This is a genomic window from Trebonia kvetii (assembly GCF_007827045.1).
Classification (GTDB): Bacteria; Actinomycetota; Actinomycetes; order Streptosporangiales; family Streptosporangiaceae; genus Trebonia; species Trebonia kvetii.
In genome coordinates, this window is sequence record NZ_RPFW01000003.1 from 304,405 (window position 1) to 329,356 (window position 24,952).

The window sequence follows — 24,952 nt, forward strand, 5'->3', positions numbered from 1 at the left end:
GGGGTGCGCCCGGACGTGGCCTGGCCTCAGCCGAGGCGGGTGATGGCCGCCTGGCGCGGCAGGGAGATGAAGGAAAGCGCGGGGTTGCTGATCTCGGGGAACGTCTCGTCCATGCCGGTGATGGCCATGATCTTGAGCAGCGCGGGACGCGCGCCCGTCAGTTCGAGTGAGCGGCCGGAACGGCGCGCGTGCGCGGCCACCCTGGCAAGCACGCCAAGGCCCGCCGCGTCACAGAAGGTCAGCTCGGAGAGGTTCATCGTGACCGGTCCTTCCTGGCTGTCGACCACGTCGCGCAGGTACGCGTACGCCTGGTCCGCGGTGGCGATGTCAAGCTCGCCGCGCACCCGGACGGTCGCCTTGCCCTCGGTCGTCACGAGGTACGCCAGTTCCAGTTGCAGTGCCTGGCCGGCGAGATCGATGACTGCCCCCATGTCGCTATCGGTCCCCCTGTCGGGCGGAGCCTGGTCCCCTGCGACGCGGCTCACGCGTTTCATCAAAATTTCCCCTCCTCGATCGTAGTGAACGAAAAGCTACCTCTGCACCTACCTCGTCCAATTTCGTGCTATCCGCCCCGGGATGCTCTAGTAACAGTGAAGACCGGGAACCTTACGGTGGCACCGCCCTGTCACTGAATAAAACGTAAGAGGGTGCTGGATGGTTCTCGTGTTCTTTCTGTGACTGCTTCCTCACGGAACGTCGTCAAGCGACGAACAGTTACCGCGCGATCACGGAAAGTGAGATCTATCACGCCGCGGCGGCGGGGGGCAACCGCCACGCCGGGCCGGACCCTGGGTCACTCCCGCAACCGCGTGCACGCGGGACCATGATTGCCAACTGCCGCACCATTGTGCGGCAGTTGGCGCGGTCAGGTAAGACGGTCACCGGGTCACGCCCGACCGCGCGGACCGGTCGCCGTCGGCCTCCGCCGTGCCCTCAGCCCGGTCGCCCCAGGATCGCCAGATCAACCGGTGCACCGGGATGAGCCTGGGAATGTCCCGCAGTCCGGGTAGGAACGGCACGAGCAGCAGCAGCAGCGTCGCGAGGCCCGTCATGTATATCGCGATCAGGTCCAGGTTGAAGGAGTTCTCCCAGCCAGGCACGTGGTACCACAGCTGGTACAGCCAGAGCCAGGGCTGGCCCGGGTAGCTGCCCGTCTCGTTCATCACGCCCCACGTGTCGCCGGTCAGGTTCATCGCCGCGGCCTGATTCGCGTAGTACTGGCCGTCGGCGAGGAACAGCAGCGGCCTGGTGAAGTCGGTGCCGTAGAACGGCTGCTGCGCGCTGAGATCGCCGTCGAGCGCGCCGCTGCGGGCCAGCGTGAGCTCGGTCGCGAGCATGACCGGGACCGGGCCGTCGGCGGCCCTCGGCAGCACCGGGCTGCCGTTCACGAAGGTGACCTTCTGCACGGCCTTGTTGTAAGCCGCGGCCCAGGCGTCCTGCTGCGCCGGCGTCGCCGCGTCGTATATGCGCAGCGCGGCGGCGAGCTGCGGGTCGGTCGGCGCGGACTTTGCCAGCGGGTCGAGCACGAAAGTCTTCGCCGTGTCGATCGGCTGCCGCACCCCGGTGATGTTCGCCGGCGCGAAGAGCAGGCTCTGCGGGGTGCCGTTGCTGTTGTACGGCGGCCCGTAGCCGGCCGTGCCGCTCGTCCCGTCGAGCTCGCTCGCCGCGGTGCCGAGGAAGTCGGACGGCGCCACCTGCACCCAGCTGCGCACGGTGGCCGGCGGGACGTCGGGCGACGACAGCAGGCTGGCCAGCCCCACCGTGAGAACAAGCGCCACGAGCGCGGCGATGGTGCCTTCCTTGAGGATGTCGTACCGCCTGGTCGCACCGCGCCAAGGTGCCGCCTCGGCGGCCCGCCTCGTCCGCCGCTCCGCCCGGGCCTGGCGCCCTGTCAGCTCGCGCAGCGCCGTCGGCGTCGGCATCCGCAGCGTCGGGTACCTGGCGGGCAGCGGGTGGCTGACGCCGCGGACCCTGACCAGCAGCACGTGCGCGCCGACCAGGGCGATGAGCACGACGGGGATGAGCACCACGTGCCAGAGCAGCATCTGGCCGAAGTTCATCAGGTTGAAGAACGCGCCGACCCCGGTGGCGTTGAAGGCGTCCTTCCCGTTGGTGGCGATCCACTGCGCGTCGAAGTTCTGCTGCGACAGGTACCCGGTGAAGCACTCCACGATCGAGGCGACGAAGGCGACCACGCCGGTCATCCAGGTGAGCCAGCGCCGGCCGCGCCAGGCGGCCATCCAGAACTTGCCCCACAGGTGGATGACCATGAAGGCCATGAAGAGCTCGACGCTCCACAGGTGGACGCTGTTGAAGAAGTGGCCCACCGGGTTGGTGTGCCACCAGTCGGTCCCGCCGAGGGCGATCGCGAAGCCGCTCGCGATCGCGACGCCGAGGGCGGCGAGCGACGCCACGCCGAACACGTAGATCCACGAGGCGACGTAGCCGGGCTGCCGGTCGGGCAGCAGCTTGCCCGGCGGCAGCAGGGTGAGTGCGCGGCGCCGGACCCGGGCCGTCCACATCCGGCTATCCGGGTCGGCGTCGACGTAGGGGCTCGCCATCTCGTAGGCGGTGGCCGGCGCCTCGGACGCATCGGGGGCCGGGCTATCGCCCCCTGCCTCGGCGTCCCCGACGCCGGCTGGGCGATGCCTGCCGGGGAAGGGCAGCAGCAGCGCGGCGCCGAAGATCACCACCATCACCGCGATCAGCACCAGGTTGGCGACCGAGATAGTGAAGATCGACCAGTTCAGGTAACTGCCAGGAGCATTGAGGTCAACGGCAAGTGCGCCGTGCCCCGCCGCGTTGAGTGCATCCATCGCCAGGCCTCCAAGTCGCCGCCTTCCCCTCGGGCAAGGCGAATGCGTTGATAGGCCAACCATGTGACGGGAGTCGCACTCGACCTAGGGAGGGGAGTCACCCAATAGCCGGGACCTTGGTCCCAAACCGGGCATCGGTGTGGCGCCGCCGGCGCGGCCGGGTAAGACTGGCCGCATGGAGTCCATCGTGGAACAGCTTTCTGAGGAAGAGTCGCTGCGGCTCGCCGCCGGGTCCGAGGTCGGGCGGATCGGCTTCACCGGCCGGTACGGCCCCATGATCCTGCCGGTGAATTTCAGGATCGTGGACGGGGCCGTCGTCTTCCGCACCGAGGCCGACAGTGCCCTGGTCGCGGACCTGCGCACCGGTATCCCCGACGCCGAGTACCGGGTCGCCTTCGAGGTCGACGACATCAACCGGTCCGACCGCACCGGCTGGTCGGTCATGATCCAGGGCCCGGCCCACTACCTGGAGGAGCCGGAGGAGCGGGCGGGGGCCGAGGCCGCCGATGTCGACCCGTGGATCGGCGGCGACAAGGACACCTACATCAGCATCAGGGCCGCACTTGTCAGCGGGCGGCGCATCCGCAGGGCCTGACCGGGTTTTCCTCCCGAACCCGGCTTATCTTGGCCATAGTGTGGTATCCGCACATATCAGGGCTGTGCCGTGAGGCACGGGGCGCGAGTCGTCATGAGCGGACTAGAGGTGGCCGAGGATGCTCAGCAGGGGCAGTGTCGCTATTGACCTGGGAACGGTCAACACGCTCGTCTGGGTGGACGGGCGCGGCCTGGTGCTAGAGGAACCGTCCGCCATCGCGATCGACGACGCGACGGGCTCGGTCGCGGCCATCGGCACGGCGGCGGACGCGCTCGCGGATAAGGAGCCCAAGGACATCAGGGTCATTCACCCGCTGCGCGACGGGGTGATCGCCGACCTGGACGCGACCGCGGAGATGCTGCACGGCTTCCTGCGCAAGTCCGGTGCGCTCGGCGGCCCGTTTCGCCGCCGCGCCGTGGTCTGCGTGCCAGGCGGTGCCACCTGGGTGGAGCGGCGCTCGGTGATCGCCGCGTTCGGCACCAGGCGATCCAGGTGGGCCGTGGAGCTGGTGGACGAGCCGGTCGCGGCGGCGGCGGGGGCGGGCTTCGACCTGAGCGCGGGCGAGGGCGGGTTCGTTGTCGACGTGGGCGGCGGGACCACTGAGGTCGCGGCGGTGGCCGGCTGGCGTGTGGTCCGCGCGGAGAGCCTGCGGATGGCGGGCAACGCGATGGACGAGGCGATCATCAGCGCGGCCAGGTCCGGTCTCGGCATGATTCTCAGCCAGCGCGCGGCGCGACAGCTCAAGGCCGAACTTGGCCTCACCGGGGGACCGGAAGGATGGGCGGAAACGGTCGGCCTCGACGCGGCGCGCCGCACGCCGCGCGTCGAGAAGGTGCCTGGCGACCTGGTGGCAGGCGCACTCGGGCCGGTCGTGTCGGCCATCGGCACCACCGTGCAGAACGTGCTTTCCGACATTCCCGCCGGCCTCGCGGAGGATGTCGTGCGCGGCCAGGTCAGGCTGTCCGGCGGCGGCGCGCTGCTGCCCGGCCTCGCGGACCGGCTCGGCGAGGTGGCGGGCATCGGCGTGATCCTGGTGGACGACCCGCTCCGCACCGTCGTGCGCGGCGCCGCGCGCATGCTGCAGGCTTAATCCCGGGGGGACGACCCCCCGTACCCCGCGCCTGCTGAGCGCCCGATGGCACAAATCGCCATCGTATCGGGCGCTCAGCAAGCGCCCATCTCCCGGGGGACGTCCCCCGAACCCCCGAGTGTCCGCTGCGCGGACGGCTCGGCGGGCGCTGAGCGTTCGCTTAGAGCTTGTTTAGTGGCCGTCAAGTGAGGAAGAGCGGGCATTTCCGGCGCGTTGTCTAAAAGACAAGCCCGCCGGGCACGGTAACCCTGCGGGACAGGCACAGTGGCAGCGCACAGCGCAGGAGACCGGGCCTCGGCAGCGGCGCTCGCCTGGCGGAAAGGGCAAGGTCGGCATGAGCAAGCAAGCCACTCCTCCGCCTCCTGGAGACAAGCCGGGGCCTGGGGCCCCACCGCCGCCCACGCCGCCGGCCTGGCGGCACTGGGTGTGGCTAGGCGCGATCGTCACCGCGGTGCTCCTGTGGTACCTCCTGCCGGCGGTGCATCAGGCGGGGCAGACAACACTGACCTACACGCAGTTCATGTCCGACGTCGCGGCGCACAAGGTCGCGACGATCACCACCTCGCCCACGGCAGGCGGCACGAGCACCGGCACCCTGACCAACGGCACGCATTACAGCGTCGTCTTCCCCACGCAGGTCGGGGAGCAGACGCTCAACCAGATCAACGCGGCGGGCGTCAAGGTCACCGGCGGCACCTCGTCGCCCGGGTTCGGCGCTGAGCTGCTGAACTGGCTCATCATCCTGGCCCCGTTCGCTCTGTTCTTCTGGTTCTGGCGGCGGCTGTCCCGCGGCGCGATGGGGCAGATGCAGGGCGTGCTCGGCGTGGGCAGGTCGCGCGCCAAGGTGTTCGACGAGGAGAAGCCCTCCACCACGTTCGCGGACGTGGCCGGGTACGAGGGGGCGAAGTCGGAGATCAGCGAGGTCGTCGACTTCCTGCGCAACCCCGAGCGGTACGCGAGGGCCGGGGCCGTCGTCCCGCGCGGCGTGCTCATGGTCGGCCCGCCGGGAACCGGCAAGACGCTGCTCGCCCGGGCCGTGGCCGGCGAGGCGAACGTGCCGTTCTTCTCGGTAAGCGGCTCAAGCTTCGTCGAGATGTTCGTCGGCGTGGGCGCCGCCCGGGTCCGTGACCTGTTCGCCGAGGCGCGCAAGCGGTCGCCTGCGATCATCTTCATCGACGAGGTCGACGCGATCGGCCAGCGCCGTGCGGGCTCGGGCGCGGTCGTCTCCAACGACGAGCGGGAGCAGACGCTGAACCAGCTGCTCGCGGAGATGGACGGGTTCGACCCCACCATGGGCATCGTTGTGCTCGCCGCGACCAACCGGCCGGAGGTCCTCGACCCAGCGCTGCTCCGTCCGGGCCGCTTCGACCGCCAGGTAACCATCCCGCTGCCCAATGTCGGCGAGCGGCAGGCCATCCTCCGGGTGCACACCAAGGGCAAGAAGCTGGCGCCCGACGTCGACCTCGACGTCGTGGCCCGCGGCACCCCCGGCTTCTCCGGAGCCGATCTCGCCAACCTCGCCAACGAGGCGGCCATCTTCGCGGTGCGCGACAACCGGCACGTCGTGACCGCCGAGGACTTCGCCGCCGCGCGGGACAGGATCATCCTCGGCCGCCGCGAGGGCTCCAACGTGCTGCTTCCCGAGGAGAAGCACGCGGTCGCCGTGCACGAGTCCGGCCACGCACTGGTGGCCGCCCTGTCCGAGCACGCCGACCCGGTCGCCAAGGTCACCATCCTGCCCGCCGGGCAGGCCCTGGGCGTCACCGAGCAGCTGCCGCTCGTGGAGCGGCACATGTACGGCGAGGATTACCTGTACGACTCGCTCGCCGTACGGCTCGGCGGGCGCGCCGCCGAGCTCGTCGTGCTCGGCCAGGGCTCGACGGGCGCGGGCAACGACCTGGCGGGCGCCACCGATCTGGCGACCAAGATGGTCCGCGAGTTCGGCATGTCCCCAGTACTCGGGCCTGTTGGCTACCCGGAGGGCGGCTCGGTGTTCCTCGGCGGCGGCGGTCCGGGCATGTCAAGCCGCCCCTACGCGGAGGCGACTCAGGCGGCCATCGACGGCGAGGTCTCCAAGCTGCTGCGGCAGGCCGAGGAGCGCGCCATCGAACTGCTCAAGAGCCACCGGGCGGAGCTCGACTCGCTGGTGACGCTGCTGCTGGAAAAGGAGACGGTCGACGGCGCCGACGTCTACCGCATGGCGGGCAGGCCCGACCGTTCGGTGAGCCTGTCGCCGCCCGCCGTGGCCCTCTCGCCGCACCCCGCGACGGCGGCGGAAGCCGCGGGGTCTGGCCTCGCCAGCGCAGATGGTTCGCTGCCCAGTTAGGCCGGATTTACGAAGGTCGCCGTTCTCCCGCTAACCTGGCCCTGTGGAAGACGCGGGAGGCGGCGGCTTGCTGCCCCAGCTTCGGCTGGATGACCTGCTCTCTGAGCTGCAAACGCGGCTGCAGGCCGTGCTCGCGACCAGGGACAGGATGCACGGGCTGCTCGAGGCGGTCATCGCGATCGGTTCCGGGCTCGAGCTTGAGGCGATGCTCCGCAGGATCGTCGAGGCGGCGGTGGACCTGGTGGACGCCAGGTACGGCGCGCTCGGCGTGATCGGCGAGGAGCAGCGGCTCGTCGAGTTCATCCCCGTCGGCCTCGACGCCGCGGAGATCGAGCGGATCCACCACTGGCCGGAGGGACGAGGCCTGCTCGGCCTGCTTATCAAGGACCCGCACCCGCTGCGGCTTTCCGACATCGGCACGCACCCGGAGTCTTCCGGCTTCCCCGAGGGGCACCCGGCGATGGGGTCGTTCCTCGGTGTCCCCATGCGGGTCAGGGACCGGGTGTTCGGCAACCTGTACCTCACGGAGAAGCGCGGCGGCGGCGATTTCACCGAGGACGACGAGGCGGTGCTGACCGCGCTCGGCGCGGCGGCGGGCGTGGCGGTGGAGAACGCCAGGCTGTACGAGGAGGCCAGGCGGCAGCAGAGCTGGCTGCGGGCAAGCAGCGAGCTGACGATCTCGCTGCTGTCCGGCGCGGCGCCGGCGAAGGTGCTCGAAGACCTGACCAAGCAGGCGCTCGAGCTGTCCGGCGCCGACCTGGTGACGCTGGCGCTGCCCGACGAGGACGGCCGCAGGCTCACCCTGGAGTACGCCGCGGGGGAGGGTTCGGCCGAGGCATGCGGTCTCGTCGTCCCCGCGGGCCAGTCGCTGTCCGGCCAGGTGCTCGCCAGCGGCGAGCCCATCACCGTGGAGAATTTCGCCACCGACCCGCGCACCGCGGACGTTACCCGGCTGCCGATGGGGCACATCGGGCCCGCCATGCTGTTCCCGCTCGGCACGCCCGGCCACGTGCGCGGCGTGCTCACCGTCGGGCGCTCCCAGGGCAGGCCCCCCATACAGCAGGGGGCGGCGAGCGTCGTCGCGGCGTTCGCCGCACAGGCGGCGGTCGCGCTCGAACTTGCCGATCACCGGGCCGACGCGGAGCAGCTGTCGGTGTTCGAGGATCGCGACAGGATCGCCAGGGACCTGCACGACCTGGTGATCCAGCGGCTCTACGCCACCGGCATGTCGCTCGAGGGCACCATGCCGATGATCGCCAGGCACGAGGTCGCCGACCGGGTCCGCAACGCGGTCGACGCGATGGACGACACGATCAGGGACATCAGGGGGACGATCTTCGCGCTCCAGTCCCATGGCCGGGCCAGCGCGCCGCGGCTGCGGACGGACATCGTCGCGCTCACCGACGAGATGGCGGAGATGCTCGGCTTCGCGCCCGCGCTGCGGCTCGGCAGCGGGCTCGACTCCCGGGGCAGCGCGGAGCTGTCCGATCAGGTGCTTGCCGTGCTGCGGGAGGCGCTCTCCAACGCGGCGCGGCACTCCGCCGCGACGCGGGTGGACGTGACGGTGGACACCGGCGATGCCGGGATGCTGACGGTGCTTGTCAGGGACAACGGGCGGGGCATCGGGGACACCGGCAGGCGCAGCGGCCTTGCCAACATGGCCGAGCGGGCGGAGCAGCTCGGCGGCGTGCTGCGGCTGGCAGCCGCGGAAGGCGGCGGGACCGAACTGGAGTGGCGAGTGCCGGTCCCGGAGGTGCCTGGCGTGCCTGACCAGGAGCCACGACCTGCCGCTGAGGCGAAATATCCGCTGCGCTAGCCCGCGCCGCCGCTGCGCTGGCGCGGTACGCCGGCGTTAGCGCGTGCTTGTGCCGTGGGCGTGGTCCTCGCCGAAAACCCTGGCCGCGTAGGCGGCGGCCTGCGTGCGGCGCTCCATGCCGAGCTTGGCGAACAGGCCGGAGATGTAGTTCTTGACCGTCTTCTCGGCCAGGAACAGGTGCTCGCCGATCTGCCGGTTGGTCATGCCCTCGCCGATCAGCTCCAGGATCCGCTTCTCCTGCGGGGTGAGGCCGGCCAGCGGGTCCTGCTTGGCGGTCTGGCCGCGCAGCCGCGCCATCAGTTGCCCGGCGGCGCGCGGGTCGAGCATCGACTGTCCGGTGGCGACCGTGCGCACCGCGCCCACCAGGTCGGTGCCGCGGATCTGCTTGAGCACGTAGCCGGCGGCGCCCGCCATGACCGCGTCCATCAGCGCGTCGTCATCGGCGAACGAGGTGAGCATCAGGCAGGCCACCTCGGGCATCTTGGAGCGGATCTCCCGGCACACGGTCACGCCGTCACCGTCGGGCAGCCGGACGTCGAGCACCGCCACGTCGGGCCGCAGCGCCGGGATCCTGGCGAGCGCCGAGGCCGCGGTGCCCGCCTCGCCGATCACCGTGATGTCGCCCTCGGCCTCGAGCATGTCGCGGACACCGCGCCTGACGATCTCGTGGTCGTCGAGCAGGAAGACCTTCACTGGCTGCTTGGCGTCGCTCTCGCTAGCTGGGGTTCCCACGGCGCTCTCCTGATCCTCGGCTTCTTAACAAGACGTTATGCGGCCATCGGGCCGGGCGCCACGGACTAACGTCCCGGACCATCGAGGCGCACGGTAGTCTCTGGCCATGGCGCATGGCACCGGCGCGCTGCCGCAATTCATCCCGAGCCCGTCGATCAACAGTTTCCACATCGGCCCGCTCGATGTCCACTTCTACGCCCTCGGCTACATCATCGGGATCACGCTGGCGATCCTGATCACGAGGCGGCGCTGGCGTGCGCTAGGCGGCGACCCGGACGTGGTCAACGACATCGCGCTGTGGGTGGTCCCGGCCGGCATCATCGGCGGCAGGATCTACTTCGACATCACCACGCCCGGCGATATCCCGCACGTCTGGTACGGGCTGTTCGCGGTGTGGACAGGCGGCCTCGGAATCTGGGGCGGCGTGGCGCTCGCCGCCGTCGTCGGCGCCTGGCGGCTGCGCAGGCTCGGCATCACCGTCGGGCCGTTCGCCAACGCCATCGCGCCCGCGCTGCTCGTCGCCCAGGCGGTGGGCAGGATCGGCAACTACTTCAACAAGGAACTGTTCGGCGGGCCCACCACGCTGCCCTGGGGCCTTGAGATCCCCTACCAGTACCGGCTCGCGGGCGGCATCCCCGCCCAGGACCTGCACTTTTCCACCTTCCAGCCGACGTTTCTCTACGAGCTCATCTGGGACCTGGCGCTCGCGGCCTTCCTCGTCTGGCTCGGGCATCACGCCAGGATCAAGCCGTGGGGCCTGTTCGCGCTCTACGTGGCCGGCTACTCCGCGTTCCGGATCTTCGAGGAGGCGTTGCGCGTCGACTCCTCGGAACACTTCCTCGGCCTGCGGCTCAACATGTTCGTCTCGGTCGCGCTGACCATCGCGGGCCTCGTCTGGTTCGTGATCGTGCAGCGCCGTCCGGAGCGGCCCTACACGGTGCTGACGCCGGGTGCGCCGGAGGCGGCGGGCGGCGTGGCGGCGAGCCCGGACGAGGCCAGCCCCGCCGAGGCCATCCCGGACGAGGCCAGCTCCGCCGAAGCCAGCCCCGCCGAAGCCAGCCCCGCCGAAGCCAGCTCCGCCGAAGCCAGCTCCGCCGAGGCCAGCCCGGCCGAGGCCCCGGCGGGCGAGACCGGCCAGGAATCGGCCGCCGCGGAGCATGATGGCCCGCAGGCCGGCGGCCAGGAAGCGGGAGAGCCCGCTGACGGCGTCACGGCCGGCGCATCAGGTCGGGCGGCCGAGGTGGCCGCGGCTGACGATGCGGGTGTAACAGGCAACCGTTCGGAGGACTGAATGGGCCTTGGCCGCCGCTAACCCGCGGCTGTCGCGGCGACCTTCGGCCCGGACTGAGTGAGCCGGGCCGCGCCTAGCCTGCAGCTATCGCGGCGACCTTCGCTCCGGCGGCCTTGACTAGGTCGGCGGGTGTGATTTCAATCTCAAGGCCGCGCCGCCCAGCACTGCAGAATATCGTGGTGCGATCCAGTGCCGACGCGTCGATCACCACGGGGAGCCGCTTCTTCTGGCCGACCGGCGAGATGCCGCCCGCCACGTAGCCGGTGGCCCGCTCGGCGGCGGAGACGTCGGCCATCGCGGCCTTCTTGCCGCCAACGGCGGCCGCGAGCGCCTTGAGGTCGAGCTGGCGGTGCACCGGGATCACGCCGACCGCGAGCGTGCCGCCGTCGACCGCGGCGACCAGCGTCTTGAACACCCGGTCCGGCGGCACGCCGAGAGCCTCGCTCGCCTCCAGGCCATAGGACCCCGACTTAGGGTCGTGCTCGTACTCATGCAAGGTGAACGGGATCTTCGCCCGGTCGAGGGCGATCGTCGCCATGGTGCCGCGTCCTGCCACGAACCGTCACCCTAGCGCCTGGCGCGGGCGAGCGAAAATGGTTAGGCCGTTGCCGGGAACGCTGCGCATAGTGGCCCTATGCGCGTCACGTTTCCGCGGCTTGCGGACCATCAGCGGGCGTACGCCGTCATCGAGCGCGATGACGGCGTCGTCTACCAGCTGTTCGGCGGCACCGCCGGTCCCGGCCTGTCGCACGACATCAGGCACCTGATCGTGGAGCGTGAGCTGCGGATCAGCGACGGGATCTGGGGTGCCATCGCGGCGGGCGTGGTCTACGAGAGCATGCGGCACCTGAGCGGGCGGCGGCCGCCGCACGCCGCGGACCGGTCGGCCGAGCTCAAGCGGACGCAGCGGAACCGGGTGATGCGGGCGGAACTGCTCGCCAACCTCGTCGAGGCCGTCGCGGTGCTCGACGACCAGTCGCCGGACCGGATCATGCGGCTGACCAGGGAGAAGCTGTCGGTCGTGCCCATCGTCGAGCCGGGCATGGATCCTGGTGAGGTCATCGCCGTGCCGCCGCCGCAGGCCCTGCTGACGGCGGCGCGGGCGCTTCAGGTGGAGGCTGCCCGCTGGGCCCGGCTGCGGGTCGGCGAGGCACTCGTCTACGAATGGCGGTGCCCGTTGCGGTCCCTCCGCAAGGCGAGCGGTGCGGCTGGGTAACGTATCGGTTCATGACTGATGAGGAACTGATGGCGCTCGCCCTCCAGCAGGCCCGGACCAGCCTTGACGGTGGCGGCGTCCCTGTCGGCGCCGTCCTCGCCGCGGGCGGCGCGGTGATCGCCGCCGGCCACAACGAACGGGTGCAGCACGGGGACCCGGTGGCGCACGGGGAGATCTCCGCGCTGCGCAACGCGGGCCGTCGCGCCTCCTACCTGGACACCACCCTCTACACCACGCTGTCACCGTGCCAGATGTGCACCGGCGCGATCCTGCTCTTCCAGATTCCGCGTGTCGTGGTCGGCGAGGCACGAACCTTCGAGGGCGACCTGGGCTTCCTGCGGGCCAACGGCGTCGAGGTGGTGCTGCTCGACCACCAGGGCTGCGTCGCGGCGATGGAGGAGTTCCAGCAGCGCTACCCGGACGTCTGGAGCGAGGACATCGGCGGCCGCTAGCCGGGCATGGCGCGGACCACGGCCACCTGCGCGGGCCTTGCCGTGCCGCCGCCCGCGTGGCTGGCGGAGCCGGGCGCGGCGCTGCTCGCGCATCCGGCAAGGCCCGCCACCGGCGCGAGCAGCACCCCCGCGCCGATCGCGCCGTTCCCGTCATGGTGCGCGGCCAACCGGGTATCCCCCAACGCATGTGGCCTGAATTGCGGGCCGGCACAAGTGGCGGCGGCCGCTTCTGTTGCCCGGAATGTCGCGATGCGTGCCCTGCCGGCCCCTGGAGATAAACTCGCACCTTGTGAGCAGCGAAGTTTCTGCCGAGATCGGCGAGCGGTTCCCTGACGTCACGGCGCTGAGCACGGCGCTCGACAAGACGGGCTACATGGCGGGTGATCAGCTGGCAGCTGCCCTGTTCCTCGCGGTGCGGATGGGCCAGCCGATTCTGCTTGAGGGCGAGCCGGGCGTGGGCAAGACCCAGGCGGCGAAGTCGCTCGCCGAGACCCTCGACACCATCCTCGTCCGGCTCCAGTGCTACGAGGGGATCTCGGCGGCCGAGGCGCTGTATGAGTGGAACTATCCCAAGCAGCTGCTGGCCATCAGGCTTGCCGAGGCGACGCACGAGACGCTGCGCGAGACCGACCTGTTCACGGCGGACTTCCTGTTGGCACGGCCGCTGCTCACCGCGCTCGACCATCCGGGGCCACGGCCGGCCGTGCTGCTCATCGACGAGGTGGACCGGGCCGACGACGAATTCGAGGCGTTCCTCTTCGAGATGCTCGCGGAGTCTTCCGTGACCATCCCCGAGCTCGGGACGCGGCACGCTGCGGTGCCGCCGGTGGTGATCCTGACCTCAAACAGGACCAGGGACCTGCACGACGCGCTCAAGCGGCGCTGCCTCTACCACTGGATCGGCTTCCCCGACGCGCACCGGGTCGCCGAGATCATCAGGCGGCGGGTGCCCGCGGCGAGCGAGCCGCTGGCCGGCGAGGTCGCCGCGGCGGTCGCCCGGCTGCGCGCCCTGGGGCTGACCAAGCCGCCTGGCATATCAGAGGCGATCACCTGGGCAGGCGCGCTGACCGTGTTCGGCGATGACCAGCTGTCCGCGGACTCGGCGGGCAGGACGCTGAGCGTCGTCGTCAAGTACCCGGAGGACGAGCAGGCAGTGCGGGACACGGGGCTGGCTTCCATCGTCGGGCATGACTGACGACGGCCGCCGTACTCCGGGGACTTCCCAGACTCCCGTGAATCCACGGACTACCGGGAGTCCCGGGTCCCCCGGGACTCCCGGGATTAACGGGCGCGAGGACGGCGAGCATCCCGCTGGCCTGTCACCCGACTACGCCGCGCTCGCGGCGATGTTCGCGGCCGCGCTGCGCAGCGCGGGGCTGCCCGCGGGGCCTGACCGCAGCGAACGGCTCGCGGGCGCGCTGACCGTGATGCGGGCGCGGACCATCGCCCAGCTGCACGCCTGCGCGCTCGCCACGATGGTGTCCGCGCCGAATCAGGTCGACACCTTCGAGCGGGTGTTCAACGAGATGTTCGGCACGGGTCCCGCCGGGACGCAACGGCCCGAGGTGACCGCGCCGCAGCAGAACATGATCGTCGAGTCGGCCGAGCGCGCCGACGGCGAGGATGCCGCAGCGGACGCTTCGAGCGCGGACGAGCTGCCGCCCGAGCTGGCCGGCCTCGATGAGGCGCTGTCGGAGGGGATGGGGCGCGACCGGGAAGCGGAATCGGACTCCGACGCCGAGCCTGACGAGGGCATGCCCGCTGTCCGGCGCGTCGCCTCGCGGACCGAGCGGCTGCGCGAGCGCGATTTCGCGCAGCTCTCCCCGTCCGAGCTGGCGCAGCTCGCCACGCTCATGCGCGAGCTGGTGATCGCGGTGCCGCCGCGCCGCACCAGGCGGTACCGGCCGAAGAAGGACGGCGCCCGGCTGGACATGCGCCGCACGATGCGGCAGGCCACCCGGACCGGCGGCGAGCCGGTGCGGATCGCCAGGCGGGCGGTGCGCACCAGGCAGCGGCGGCTCGTGGTGCTGTGCGACATCTCCGGCTCGATGGAGCCGTACGCGCGCGCCATCCTGCAGCTGATGTACGTCGCGTCGCGGTCGTCGGGCGCGACAGGCGGCGGCGGCTCTGGCTTCTCCGGCCCGTCGGGCGACGCGTCGCGACCGCGGACCGAGGTGTTCACGTTCGCGACCAGGCTCACCCGGCTGACGCCGTTCCTCGCCGCTGCCTCGCCCGAGACGATGCTCGCCCGCGCCGGCGAGGCCGCGCCCGACTGGGCAGGCGGCACCAGGATCGGCGCGGCGCTGCGCGAGTTCAATGACCGCTACGGCGTGCGCGGCATGGGCCGCGGCGCGGTCATCCTGATCATTTCCGACGGCTGGGAGACCGGCGACCCCGTGGTTCTCGGCGCGCAGATGGCGCGGCTGCACCGGATCGCCTACCGGATCGTCTGGGCGAACCCGCGCACCCAGTCTGAGCGCTACCGCCCCGAGGTCGGCGGCATGGCCGCCGCCTGGCCCTACTGCGACGCGGTGGTAAGCGCGCACAACTTCGAGTCGCTCGGCGAGCTACTCGAGGCGCTCCGTGCCCCCCGGGTGCACCGCCCCTCCTACGTCCCGTCGTTCCCGGACAGCCCCGCCGCGCCCGTCCCGGCCGCCGCCTCCGCCGCGGAGCCGCCGCCCATGAACCTGCCCATCACCCAGCAACTCGGCCGCCACTGGTCCCCGGGGCGCAGTTAGCTTCCGGTTCGTGGCCGCCAGCCCGTCGTCACTGAAAACTCGCCGACCCCACGGTTCCCACTGCCTTCGTGAGTCTCGCCGCGTCACCGATGATCACGGAAACTCCTATCCTGGCGGAACTTTTCTACCCGGCCGGTAGAAAAGTTCCGTTGTAATCAGAAGTTCCGTGCTCATGTTCGAGATCACGAGCCGAGCGTGGCCGACGGGGCCTGTGTGGACTCTGGGGGCTGAACGACGCCTACGCGACGTCGGCGCGCAGGGGTCGTGCGGCGGGGTTAGCGGGCTATGAGGTAGATGAAGCTGCCGAGGCCGGCGATCAGGCAGTAGATGCCGAACGGGGTCAGCGGGCGGTCCTTGGCGAAATACCTGGTGAGGAAGCGGACCGACAGGTACGCGCCGACGAAGGAGAGCACGCTGCCGACGATCACCTGGCCGCCGATGCCAGCGCCGAGCGGGCCGGTGAGATCGGGGATCTTCAGCACCCCGGCAGCGAGGATCACCGGCGCGGACAGCAGGAACGAGTAGCGCACCGCGTCCTCGCGGGAGATGCCGCGCAGCATTCCCGCCACCGTGACGAGGCCGTCCCTGCTCATGCCGGGCAGCAGCGCGCCGATCTGCGCCGCGCCGATCAGCACCGCCTGGCCGTAGCCCATCGCGCTCAGCCGCCGGTCGGCGGCGATCGCCCGGGCGATTTCCGCATCCCGGCCGGGATTGACCTCCCGCCCGTCGTCGATCGTGACGGGCGGCGGGTCCGCCGGCTGGCCGGCCGGCCAGCCTCCCGGCTCCGGCCAGGCCTCTGGCACCGTCGCCTCGGGCACCGTCCCGGACCCGGACACCCGCCCCGCCTCCGGCACGGGCCCGGAACCTGACACCGGAACTGATCCTGACACCGGAACTGAACCTGGCACGGGAACTGATCCGGGCACGGGAACCTGCCCGGGCACCGCCAGCGCCCTGAGGCGGTTGCGGCGGATCCGCTCGCCCCAGAGCAGCATGACCCCGTTCAGCGCGAGGAACAGCGAGGTCGGTATCGGCTTGCTGAAGACCACGCGGAAGGCGTGCTCAAGCGCCAGGCCCGCGATGCCGACGGGGATGGTCGCCAGGATGATCATCCAGGCGAGCCGCTGATCGGCCGTCGCGATCCGCCGCTCGCGCAGCGAGCTGAGGAAGCCGCCGACCAGCCGGACCCAGTCTCGCCAGAAGTAGAGAATCAGGGCCGCCGCGGTGGCGACGTGCAGGCCGACGATGAACGCCAGGTAGGGAGACTCCGGTGCGGAAACGCTCAGGTCCTGCGCCCATGAGCCGCCGATCAGGGCGGGGATGAGCACGTTGTGGCCGAGGCTGGAGACCGGGAACAACTCGGTCACGCCCTGGACAAGGCCAACGACCATGGCTTCGGCGTAGGTCATGTGAGCAGTCATCTGCGGCGAGCTCGCTCTCTGCTGCGACTATCTTCTACGTCAGTGTAGAAGACCCCCCGTTAGTCTGCCCGCCAACACGAATCAACAAAAGAAACACCCATAAAAGTAAAGAGGTGCCAAATGCAAGGTCTCGTTATAGTTTGGGGGTGATGGGTCTCTTGGCGGCGGCAACCCCGGCAGTGCCTTCGGCGCTGAGCGGGCTGCCGACTGCTGTCGCCGTCGCGGCGCTCTGCGCCGCCGTGGTCGTTGAGATCATCGCCATTCCCGGGATGCTGCTGCCCGGCGGGACGGTGACGCTGATCGCCGGCGCGCTGATCGGCGCTGGCCGGCCGGTGCTCGCTGTCGCGGCCCCCATGGTGATCGCCGTGATCGGGGCCGATCAACTGGCCTACTTCGAGAGCGCGGTGCTCATCGACTGGTGGCGCCGTCGCCGCCCGGCCCGAGCGGAACGTGACGGCGCGCCGCGCGAGCGGACCGCGGGCCAGGGGCGCGCGGCCGGCCAGGGGCGGGCCGGCGGCTGGCTGACCGCGGCGATGCCGACCGTGGCGGGCGCGGTGCGGATGCCGTATCGCGCGTTCGCCGTGCGGCTGATCATTCTGCGGATACCATGGCTGGCCGCGGCGCTCAGCGCGGGCACGCTCGCGGCCAAATGGCTCGGGGATATCGGCCACGTCGTCGGAGTCGGCGGCGTGATCGCGAGCCTCATCGTCCTGGCCTGCCTGCTGGTGGCCAGGCACCGGCCCGGCGCGATCCGTGCGTTCGGCAGGGGAACGGGCGTCCTGCGGAAGAGGTAAGCTTCTACATTCCTGTAGAAGATAGTGCGCCATCCGCTGGAAGGAGCAACCGGTGCAGAACCTGACGCACCTGATCACCCAGTACGGGTACCTCGCGGTATTCGTGCTGATGCTCGCCGAGTCGGCCTGCATCCCGGTGCCCTCCGAGGTCATCATGATGTTCGGCGGCGCGCTCGCGGCTGGTGCCTTCCCCGGCGAGCAGCCGCCGTCGCTCATCGGCGTGGTGGCGGCGGGCGTGCTCGGCAACGTGGTGGGCAGCTACCTCGCCTGGGCGGTGGGCAAGTACGCAGGGCAGGCGGCGATCGGGCGCTGGGGACGGCGGATCGGCATCCGTGAGCACGAGATCGACAGGGCCGCTGCCTGGTTCGACCGGCACGGCCCGGTCGCGGTGCTCGTCGGCCGGGTGATCCCGGTGATACGCACGTTCATCTCGCTGCCCGCCGGCTTCGCTGGCATGCCCGCTGCCCAGTTCGGCCTCTACACCGCGCTCGGCTGCATTCCGTGGACCGCCGCCCTTGGCATCGCGGGCTACACCCTCGGCGCGAACTGGGAGACGGTCGCCAACGACTTCCACGGCCCCACCTATGCCATCGCAGGCATCCTGCTTGTGGGCGTCGTCGTGCTCGTGGTGCGCCGCCGCCGCGCCAGGAGCGCCGCGCAGGCCAGCTCTGGCGCCAACGCCGGGGGCGCGGCCCAGAACGGCCGCGCCGCCGGCGTTGGCATAGCCGCACCCGGCGGTCAGCCGGGTCGGTCAGCCGGTGCTTTTCCCGGACAGCAGGCGCCGTCGCCTTATGCCCACGATCCGCAGGACGCCTACCGCCCGCAGGACACCTACGGCCCGCAGGACACCTACGGCCCGCAGGACACCTACGGCCCGCAAGACGCCTACCGCCCGCAGGACGCCCACCGCCCGCAAGACACCTACGGCCCGCAGGTTCCGCATGGCCCGCAGGACGCCTACCGCCCGGGGGGTCCGCAGGGTCCGCAGACCCCGCGGGACAAGTGGGCTGACGGCCCGCCGGACCCGTGGGCGCAGCCATCCGGCCGCTCCAGCCGCTGATCCAGCCGTCGCGGCCATCCCGGTCGCGCGAGCCGTGCCTGTCGCGCCGGCCGTGTCTGTCGCGCCGGCCGTGCCTGTCGCGCCGGCCGTGCCTGTCGCGCCGGCCGTGCCAGCCGCTGCAGCCGGACTGGCCGGCCCGGCCGAGTCGGTGCCGCCGCGGTGTCCCGCCACGCTCAGCGCGACCGCCGCGGCGAGCAAGGCGGCGCCCGCCATCCCGGCAGGGCTGAGCCTGTTGCCGAGGAACGCCGCGCTGAGCAGCATCGCCGTGAGCGGCTCGAGCAGCGAAAGCAGCGCGCCGGTGCTCGCAGGAGCAGCGCGCAGGCCGCGGAAGTAAAGCGTGTAGGCCAGCGCGGTGGGCCCGCTGGCCAGTACCGCCAGCCAGCCGACCGCCGCGAGCGTGGGCCGGAATTCCAGGCCAGCGACGGCTGCGAGCGGCAGCAGCGCCAGTCCGCCAGCGATGAACCCGAGTCCGGTGACGGTCTCGTCGTCGAGTCCCGGCACCGGGACCGAGCCGATCAGGGTGAGCGTCGCGAACCCCGCGGACGCGACCAGCGCCATGCCGGCGCTGCCGAGGACGGCGAGCGTGCTGTAGCCCCCGGCCGGCAGCCCGACAAGCAGGCCAAGGCCGGCCAGGGCCAGCGCGGTCCGCGCGGCGGCGGGCCAGCCGGCCCGGCGCCGCGCGAGTGCCAGCTCGCCGGCGAGCACGATGACGGGCGTGGCGCCGATCGTGACAAGCGTGGCCAGGCTGACCGAGGTGAGCGACACCGCGGAGAAGTAGGCGCCCTGGAAGGTGGCGGCGAGCAGGCCGGTGGCGGCGATCCTGGTCCAGGCGGCGCGCCCGGCCGGCCAGCGCCGCCTGGGGATGATCAGGAAGACGACGATGAGCGTGCCACCGCCGAGCAGCCGCAGCGCGGCCACCGAGACTGGCGGCAGCCCCGCCGCCCTGCCGAGCAGCGTTCCTGTCAGCCCGCCGGTGCCCCAGAGCAGGCCCGCGAGTACCAGGGAGAGCATTGAGGCGCCGGTGCCGCGGCCACCCGCCGCGGCTGGCAAGGCGGCAGCGCCGGCCGCCGAGGAACCTTCGGCGATGGAGCGGCCGGCCGGGGAAGCGGCCGAGGATGCGGACGCGGGACGAGAAGGCCGCGAAAACGAAGAAGAGCATGCGGAAGAAGGCATGAAAAAGCTCCTGCGACGAGAAGGGAAACAGTCGCGGAAGCGAGGCGAACCGGTTACGGCACGTCAGGAGACGCGCAAGAAAAGACGCGCCGCCCGTCAGGGCCGGACGCGCCAGGCAGCCGCCTCGCTAGGAGCGCGGCGGCGGGGTGATCGGGAAAAGCCGGTGCACGACAGGCATCTTACAGCCCGGTGACGAATTCGTCCCATTACCCATCCGTCACATCACGAAACGATTACCGTGTAGCCGTGAGTCAGAGCGATCAACCCGGCCGGATCGTCGTAGTCGATGATGACCCGACGGTGGCCGACGTGGTGGGGCTTTACCTGGTCCGCGACGGTCACACCGTGGAGTGTGTCCGCGATGGGCATGAGGCGCTGCGCCGTATTGCCGAGTTCCAGCCTGACCTGGTGGTCCTTGACCTGATGCTGCCGGGGATCGGCGGCCTCGAGGTGTGCAGGCGGCTGCGCGAGCACTCGCCGATCCCTGTCGTGATGCTGACCGCGCTCGGCGACGAGACGGACCGGCTCGCCGGGTTCGAGATCGGCGCGGACGACTACGTGACCAAGCCGTTCAGTCCGCAGGAGCTGGCGATGCGGGTCCGCTCGGTGCTGCGCCGCGCCCGTGGCGCCGCGGGCACCGGCCGCCCGGGTGAAACCGGGCCGATTCCGCAGGTGCAGGGGATCGTCGCGGACCATGACGTGGTGGTCGACCTGGCCGCGCACGAGGTTCGCTGCGGTGGGAAGCTCGTCTCGCTGACCTCCCGCGAGTACGACCTGCTCGTCTTCCTGCTGCGCAACCCCCGGCAGGCGTTCACCAGGGAGCAGCTGCTCAGCGAGGTATGGGGCTGGAACTTCGGCGACACCTCGACGGTGACGGTCCACGTGCGGCGGCTGCGGGAGAAGCTGGAAGCCGATCCCACGCTGCCCAGGCGCATCGTCACCGTCTGGGGCGTCGGCTACCGCTATGAGCCGTCATCGTGACCGGGCATCTTGCGGACGTGATGCCGCATGTCGCCGCGGGCGACCTGGCGTACGTCACCGAGTGGATCGCCGGGGCGGCCATGTTGATCACCGCCGCCGGCGTGGTCGGGCAGCGGATCCTGGCGCGTCGCTCGATCAGCCTGCAGATCACCCTGGTGTCGCTGGTCACGGTGGTCACCGCGCTCGCCTCGGTGGGCGTGATCTCCTACCGCATGTACGACTCCGCCGACCGGGACGTGATGCTCGAGCTGATGGGCATCGCGGGCCTGGCCGGCCTCCTTGTCGCGCTCTTCATCGGCCAGTCGGTCACCCGCGCGACGCGGCGGCTGCTCGGCGCGGTGCGCGAGGTCGGCAGCAGCGGCATCTACACGCCGCCGGAGATCACGCTGCCGACCGAGCTGGCGGGCCTGTCGCTGGGCATCGCCGAGGCGCACGACAGGCTCAGCCGCGCGCGGGCGCGCGAGCAGGCGCTCGAGGCGAGCCGCCGGGAACTGGTCGCCTGGGTCAGCCACGACCTGCGGACGCCGCTGGCCGGGCTGCGGGCGATGGCCGAGGCACTCGAGGACCAGGTGGTCACCGACCCCCGCCAGGTCCGCCACTACCACTCTCAGATGCGGGTGGAGTCGGACCGGCTCGCCGCGATGATCGAGAACCTCTTCCAGCTGTCGAAGATCCACGCGGGCGCGCTGCGCCTGTCACCGCGCCTGGTGGGCCTCGGTGACCTGCTCGCCGAGGTGGCCGCGAGCACGGAACCGGTGGCGAGCGCCAAGGGCATCCTGCTGACCGGGGCGGTCGCCCCCGGCATGGCGGTGCTTATCGACCCGGCGGAGTTCGGCCGCGCGGTCAAGAACCTGATCACGAACGCGATCAGGCACACGCCGCCCGATGGCACGATCGAGCTGATCGGCGAGATCCGGGCGGGACGCGCGTGCGTGTCCGTCGCCGACGAGTGCGGCGGGATACCGCTCGGTGACCTGCCGCGGGTGTTTGACGTGGCGTTCCGCGGCGAGAGCGCGCGGACCCCTGACCCGCTGGGTGGCGGCGGGCTCGGGCTGTCCATCGCCCGCGGCATCGTCGAGGCGCACTCCGGGCAGATCAGCGTCAGGAACTCGGGGCCAGGCTGTGCGTTCACAATCAGCCTGCCGCTCGCCCGCCCGGCACCTGCCGCCGTCTCCCGGCCCGCGTTCAGCCACCGCTAGGCCGGGACGTAACATGCGGAAGGGCGTCAGGCCTCCGGGCCGATGACGGTGACCAGCGTCCCGTAGGTCATGTAGCCCCAGACCTTCTCGGCGGGCGCGTAGGGCACCTCGACGCAGCCCAGGCTCTGGTAGGAGCCGTAGCTGTACCGCGCGAAGTAGTGCACCGCGTCGCCGCCGTTGAAGTAGGAAATCCACTGCACCAGGTCGTGGTACTTCGAGCCGTCCGGGTTGGTGCCGTCCATGTAGTTCTCCTGGTACCGCAGGTACACAGGGAACGTGCCGTCCTGGGTGTTACGACCGGGGATGCCGGTGTTGGCCAGGGTGTGCTCGATGACCTTGCCGTTGTGCCACACGGTCAGTGACTCGGGCGTGTGCTGGTCGGCGAGCGCGTAGGTGTAGCCGTTCGGGTTGACCTTGTGCTTGGCCGCCGCCTTGAGCAGGTGGGACCAGACGTCCGGCCCGGCCACGCCGTCCATGGTGAGGCCCTCGACCGACTGGAAGGCGCGGATCGCGCCGTTGTTGAGCATGTTGTCCTTGCCGACCGTCCACTGGCTGGTCAGCTCGGTCGGGTAGCCCGACTTGAAGGTGAAGGTGCCGTCCGGCGGCTGATAGGCATCGGCCACCTGCTGGTTCAGGCCCGTGGTGGCAGCGCCGGCCGAGGCAGAGCCGGCCGAGGCGGAATCGGCAGAGGCAGAGTCGGATGAGGCAGAGCTGGCCGAGGCGGAATCGGAGGCGGAACTGCCAGCGGCGGGCGCGTCAGCGGGAATCGACGCGGAACCGCCACCCGTGGCCGCACTGCTCGCCGAGGCCGTCCAGGTGAGCGGCAGGTAGCCGAGTTGCGCGAGAATCTGCTGCAGCCGGAGCACCGAGTACGTGCCCGTCTTGAACTTGACCGTGGACCCCGTGGCGAGAGTGCCTGCCGAGGCGTCGGCGCCCGCCATGCCAGCCGCGCCGCCGGGGATCCTCAGCGTGACGGCGGTGTTCGGCAGGAAGCCCGAGGCAGGGGTGAACGTGGCCGTGTCACCGGAAACCTGCCAGCTTCCCGGGATCTTCGGTGACAGCTTCGGCAACGGCGTGCCAGGCGATAGCGCAGAGGAGAAAGTCAGCGTGATCGGCGCGCCGCCGTTGGCGTCGTGCGAGCCCCCGACAGGGGAGACGGACAGCAGCTGCAGCGGGCCAACGGGCGTGGGGGTCGGTGAGGCGGAGGCCGTGGGCGCGGTGTGCTTCGTGTTGCCCTCGCTGACCAGCTTTTCCTTACCAGTACCGGACGAGGTCGCCGCGAACGCGCAGCCCGCCACGATGACCGCCGCGGCGCTCGCCGCGGTGGCCGCGATCAGCCGATGCCTGAGCAGCGTCGCGCTGACCCTGCCCACCCCACCAACACTGTCCAAGAACGACACTGCACGGTCTCCTCAACCAATTAGCTAAAACGATGATCCCGGTCGCGAAACAGCCCGATTCGAAGGTCATCACAGCGATGCCTGGCGAGGGCACGCGGATGACAGTGGACAGCCAAAGACTACGGGCAATATCTATCAAATCGGGAAACTTCACATCACGGCTCGCATGTACACCTAGAGAGACGTCTGCCGCCGCCGGATGGTTGCGTTGCGGCGCGACGAACACCACAGTGGCGGCCGCCGTCGCGCACTCTGGAGCCCCCGCCCGGTGACCTATGGTGAGAGAAACGGACGTTACGTGGAGAGGCAGGTCAGGGTGAGCTCGGTATTCGTCGTGGATGCCTGCCGGACGCCTATCGGCAAGGTCAAGGGGGCGCTGTCCGAGGTCCGCCCCGACCACCTGGCCGCCGACATCCTCAGGGCACTCGTCGCGCGCAGTCCAGGACTCGACGTGACCGCCATCGACGACGTTTACTGGGGCGCCGCGAACCAGGCGGGCGAGGACAACAGGAACGTCGCCAGGATGGCGGTGCTGCTGGCCGGCCTGCCGGTGGAGATTCCCGGCGCGACGGTGAACCGGCTGTGCGGCTCGGGCATGGAGGCGGTAAGCGACGCGGCTCGCGCGATCGCCGCCGGCGACATCGACGTCGCTGTCGCCGGCGGCACCGAGTCGATGACCCGCGCGCCGTTCGTCGTGCAGCGCAGCGGCGAGCCGTGGGCACGGAGCCTGGAGACGGCAGACACCCGGCTCGGGTGGCGCCTGGTCAGCCCCCGCATGCAAGAGATGTACCCGCCGATCAGTCTCGGCGAGACCGCGGAGAACGTGGCCGACCGCTACGGCGTCACCCGCGAGAGGCAGGACGAGTTCGCGCTGCGCTCGCACCAGCGGGCCGCCGCCGCGCGCGACGCGGGCCGCTTCGACGCGGAACTCGTCCCCGTCACCACCGCCAAGGGCGAGCTGGCGAGTGATGAGGGCATCAAGGGGAGCATCACGCTCGAGGAGCTCGCCGCCAAGAGACCCGCCTTCCGCAAGGACGGCACGGTAACCGGCGGCAACTCCTCGCCGCTGAACGACGGCGCGGCCGCGCTGCTGCTGATGTCAGAGGAGGCGGTCAGCCGGTCCGGCCTCACCCCGCTCGCCAGGTACGTCGGCGCCTCGGCGGCGGGCGTGCACCCGGACTACATGGGCATCGGCCCGGTGCCCGCGATGACCCGCGTGCTCGCAAGGGCCGGCTGGCGCACCGAGGACCTGGACCTGGTGGAGCTGAACGAGGCGTTCGCCGCCCAGTCGGTCGCCTGCGCCGACGAGCTCAAGCTGGACCCGGAGAAGGTCAACGTGAACGGCGGCGCGATCGCGATCGGCCACCCGCTCGGCTGCTCGGGCGCCAGGATCGTTACCACGCTGCTGCACGAGATGCGCCGCCGCGGAGTGGCACGGGGCGCCGCCTCGATGTGCATCGGCGTCGGCCAGGGCATCGCCACGCTCTGGGAGGCCTGCTGAGGTACTGACCGATAACGGTCGGTGATCGTCCGGATAACTTTTGTTATCTACTCGATAACTGTTGCATAACGGAGTTACGCTGGCTCCATCCGGATCAATGGACCAAAGGGGGGAGCCAGCGTGACGTTGATCGAGGGCGGTTACAGCAACCGGTCCACCGTCGCGAAGCGCCGCGCCAGGCGCCGCAGGACAGCGCGCGCCGCCGCCCCGCTGCTCATCCCGCTGGCCCTTGCCCTGACGCTCGGCGTGATCCTCGCGGTGTCCTCCGGTGCGCCAACCGCCCACGTCAACCAGCAGTCCACGTCGGGTAACGCGCGCCCGTAGAGTCAGCCGCACCCGTTCGGCCGGATA

At 70.8% G+C, this 24,952-nt stretch carries 22 protein-coding genes and 1 pseudogene; 15 read left to right on the forward strand and 8 right to left on the reverse strand.

What is annotated here, in order from left to right; all coding sequences use genetic code 11:
• Positions 1 to 26: 26 nt before the first annotated feature.
• Together EAS64_RS16195 and EAS64_RS16200 are read right to left on the reverse strand one after the other, a co-directional pair.
• A complete protein-coding gene (locus EAS64_RS16195) occupies positions 27 to 485 on the reverse strand; it encodes an STAS domain-containing protein (protein WP_187365957.1) in 459 nt (152 codons plus the stop codon).
• Positions 486 to 878: 393 nt separating this feature from the next.
• Positions 879 to 2,816, reverse strand: a complete 1,938-nt coding sequence (locus EAS64_RS16200; protein WP_145853839.1) for a cytochrome b N-terminal domain-containing protein — start codon at positions 2,814 to 2,816, stop codon at positions 879 to 881.
• A gap of 175 nt (positions 2,817 to 2,991) precedes the next feature.
• Here EAS64_RS16200 and EAS64_RS16205 point away from each other — a divergent pair, with 175 nt between their 5' ends.
• The 4 genes from EAS64_RS16205 (at position 2,992) to EAS64_RS16220 (ending at position 8,643) form a co-directional block, all read left to right on the forward strand.
• Positions 2,992 to 3,411, forward strand: coding sequence for a pyridoxamine 5'-phosphate oxidase family protein (locus tag EAS64_RS16205; RefSeq protein ID WP_145853840.1), 420 nt, complete (start codon positions 2,992 to 2,994; stop codon positions 3,409 to 3,411).
• A 118-nt stretch (positions 3,412 to 3,529) separates the two neighbouring features.
• Positions 3,530 to 4,501, forward strand: a complete 972-nt coding sequence (locus EAS64_RS16210; RefSeq protein ID WP_145853841.1) for a rod shape-determining protein — start codon at positions 3,530 to 3,532, stop codon at positions 4,499 to 4,501.
• Between the two features lie 424 nt (positions 4,502 to 4,925).
• The gene (ftsH, locus tag EAS64_RS16215) at positions 4,926 to 6,827 is read left to right on the forward strand and encodes an ATP-dependent zinc metalloprotease FtsH (RefSeq protein WP_246115714.1); all 1,902 of its coding nucleotides are present in this window, start codon (positions 4,926 to 4,928) and stop codon (positions 6,825 to 6,827) included.
• Positions 6,828 to 6,870: 43 nt separating this feature from the next.
• On the forward strand, positions 6,871 to 8,643 hold the full coding sequence (locus EAS64_RS16220) for a sensor histidine kinase (protein ID WP_246115715.1): 1,773 nt from the start codon (positions 6,871 to 6,873) through the stop codon (positions 8,641 to 8,643).
• 36 nt (positions 8,644 to 8,679) lie between these two features.
• Here EAS64_RS16220 and EAS64_RS16225 read toward each other — a convergent pair whose 3' ends face one another.
• Complete coding sequence (locus EAS64_RS16225) at positions 8,680 to 9,375, reverse strand: response regulator (RefSeq protein ID WP_281283272.1); 696 nt, start codon at positions 9,373 to 9,375, stop codon at positions 8,680 to 8,682.
• Positions 9,376 to 9,481: 106 nt separating this feature from the next.
• Between EAS64_RS16225 and lgt the strand changes: the two genes are divergently transcribed.
• Positions 9,482 to 10,666 (forward strand): prolipoprotein diacylglyceryl transferase, encoded by a 1,185-nt coding sequence (gene lgt, locus EAS64_RS16230; RefSeq protein ID WP_145853843.1) that lies wholly within the window; start codon positions 9,482 to 9,484, stop codon positions 10,664 to 10,666.
• Positions 10,667 to 10,739: 73 nt separating this feature from the next.
• Here lgt and ybaK read toward each other — a convergent pair whose 3' ends face one another.
• The gene (ybaK, locus tag EAS64_RS16235; RefSeq protein WP_145853844.1) at positions 10,740 to 11,222 is read right to left on the reverse strand and encodes a Cys-tRNA(Pro) deacylase; all 483 of its coding nucleotides are present in this window, start codon (positions 11,220 to 11,222) and stop codon (positions 10,740 to 10,742) included.
• Between the two features lie 78 nt (positions 11,223 to 11,300).
• Between ybaK and EAS64_RS16240 the strand changes: the two genes are divergently transcribed.
• A complete protein-coding gene (locus EAS64_RS16240; protein WP_145853845.1) occupies positions 11,301 to 11,882 on the forward strand; it encodes a hypothetical protein in 582 nt (193 codons plus the stop codon).
• A gap of 11 nt (positions 11,883 to 11,893) precedes the next feature.
• The gene (locus EAS64_RS16245) at positions 11,894 to 12,334 is read left to right on the forward strand and encodes a nucleoside deaminase (protein WP_145853846.1); all 441 of its coding nucleotides are present in this window, start codon (positions 11,894 to 11,896) and stop codon (positions 12,332 to 12,334) included.
• Here EAS64_RS16245 and EAS64_RS43610 read toward each other — a convergent pair.
• Positions 12,331 to 12,501, reverse strand: coding sequence for a hypothetical protein (locus tag EAS64_RS43610; RefSeq protein WP_187365959.1), 171 nt, complete (start codon positions 12,499 to 12,501; stop codon positions 12,331 to 12,333). The two genes, EAS64_RS16245 and EAS64_RS43610, sit on opposite strands and share 4 nt — an antisense overlap.
• Before the next feature lie 122 nt (positions 12,502 to 12,623).
• Between EAS64_RS43610 and EAS64_RS16250 the strand changes: the two genes are divergently transcribed.
• Together EAS64_RS16250 and EAS64_RS16255 are read left to right on the forward strand one after the other, a co-directional pair.
• Positions 12,624 to 13,529 carry an AAA family ATPase gene (locus tag EAS64_RS16250; protein WP_246115716.1) on the forward strand — a complete coding sequence of 302 codons (906 nt, stop codon included), beginning with the start codon at positions 12,624 to 12,626 and terminating at the stop codon, positions 13,527 to 13,529.
• Positions 13,530 to 13,566: 37 nt separating this feature from the next.
• Entirely contained in the window at positions 13,567 to 15,072 is a 1,506-nt protein-coding gene (locus EAS64_RS16255; protein WP_222849360.1) for a vWA domain-containing protein, read from the forward strand.
• Positions 15,073 to 15,347: 275 nt separating this feature from the next.
• Here EAS64_RS16255 and EAS64_RS16260 read toward each other — a convergent pair whose 3' ends face one another.
• Positions 15,348 to 16,481, reverse strand: a complete 1,134-nt coding sequence (locus EAS64_RS16260; RefSeq protein WP_222849361.1) for an undecaprenyl-diphosphate phosphatase — start codon at positions 16,479 to 16,481, stop codon at positions 15,348 to 15,350.
• 158 nt (positions 16,482 to 16,639) lie between these two features.
• Between EAS64_RS16260 and EAS64_RS16265 the strand changes: the two genes are divergently transcribed.
• Together EAS64_RS16265 and EAS64_RS45890 are read left to right on the forward strand one after the other, a co-directional pair.
• Positions 16,640 to 17,287 carry a hypothetical protein gene (locus EAS64_RS16265; protein WP_145853849.1) on the forward strand — a complete coding sequence of 216 codons (648 nt, stop codon included), beginning with the start codon at positions 16,640 to 16,642 and terminating at the stop codon, positions 17,285 to 17,287.
• Positions 17,288 to 17,396: 109 nt separating this feature from the next.
• Positions 17,397 to 17,807 (forward strand): annotated as a pseudogene (locus EAS64_RS45890) (DedA family protein); the annotation flags it as partial.
• Between the two features lie 231 nt (positions 17,808 to 18,038).
• Here the strand turns inward: EAS64_RS45890 and EAS64_RS43615 are convergent.
• Positions 18,039 to 19,520, reverse strand: a complete 1,482-nt coding sequence (locus EAS64_RS43615; protein WP_222849362.1) for a DMT family transporter — start codon at positions 19,518 to 19,520, stop codon at positions 18,039 to 18,041.
• Between the two features lie 246 nt (positions 19,521 to 19,766).
• On the opposite strand from EAS64_RS43615, the gene EAS64_RS16280 reads away from it, so the two are divergent.
• The gene (locus EAS64_RS16280; protein ID WP_145853850.1) at positions 19,767 to 20,501 is read left to right on the forward strand and encodes a response regulator transcription factor; all 735 of its coding nucleotides are present in this window, start codon (positions 19,767 to 19,769) and stop codon (positions 20,499 to 20,501) included.
• On the forward strand, positions 20,498 to 21,700 hold the full coding sequence (locus tag EAS64_RS16285; protein ID WP_246115717.1) for a sensor histidine kinase: 1,203 nt from the start codon (positions 20,498 to 20,500) through the stop codon (positions 21,698 to 21,700). The genes EAS64_RS16280 and EAS64_RS16285 overlap by 4 nt, the downstream gene beginning before the upstream one ends.
• Positions 21,701 to 21,726: 26 nt before the next feature.
• On the opposite strand, the gene EAS64_RS16290 is transcribed toward EAS64_RS16285, so the two are convergent.
• On the reverse strand, positions 21,727 to 23,073 hold the full coding sequence (locus tag EAS64_RS16290) for an Ig-like domain-containing protein (protein ID WP_187365960.1): 1,347 nt from the start codon (positions 23,071 to 23,073) through the stop codon (positions 21,727 to 21,729).
• 343 nt (positions 23,074 to 23,416) lie between these two features.
• Between EAS64_RS16290 and EAS64_RS16295 the strand changes: the two genes are divergently transcribed.
• Together EAS64_RS16295 and EAS64_RS16300 are read left to right on the forward strand one after the other, a co-directional pair.
• Positions 23,417 to 24,601 carry a thiolase family protein gene (locus EAS64_RS16295; protein ID WP_187365961.1) on the forward strand — a complete coding sequence of 395 codons (1,185 nt, stop codon included), beginning with the start codon at positions 23,417 to 23,419 and terminating at the stop codon, positions 24,599 to 24,601.
• A 120-nt stretch (positions 24,602 to 24,721) separates the two neighbouring features.
• A complete protein-coding gene (locus tag EAS64_RS16300; RefSeq protein ID WP_145853853.1) occupies positions 24,722 to 24,925 on the forward strand; it encodes a hypothetical protein in 204 nt (67 codons plus the stop codon).
• Positions 24,926 to 24,952: the final 27 nt, after the last annotated feature.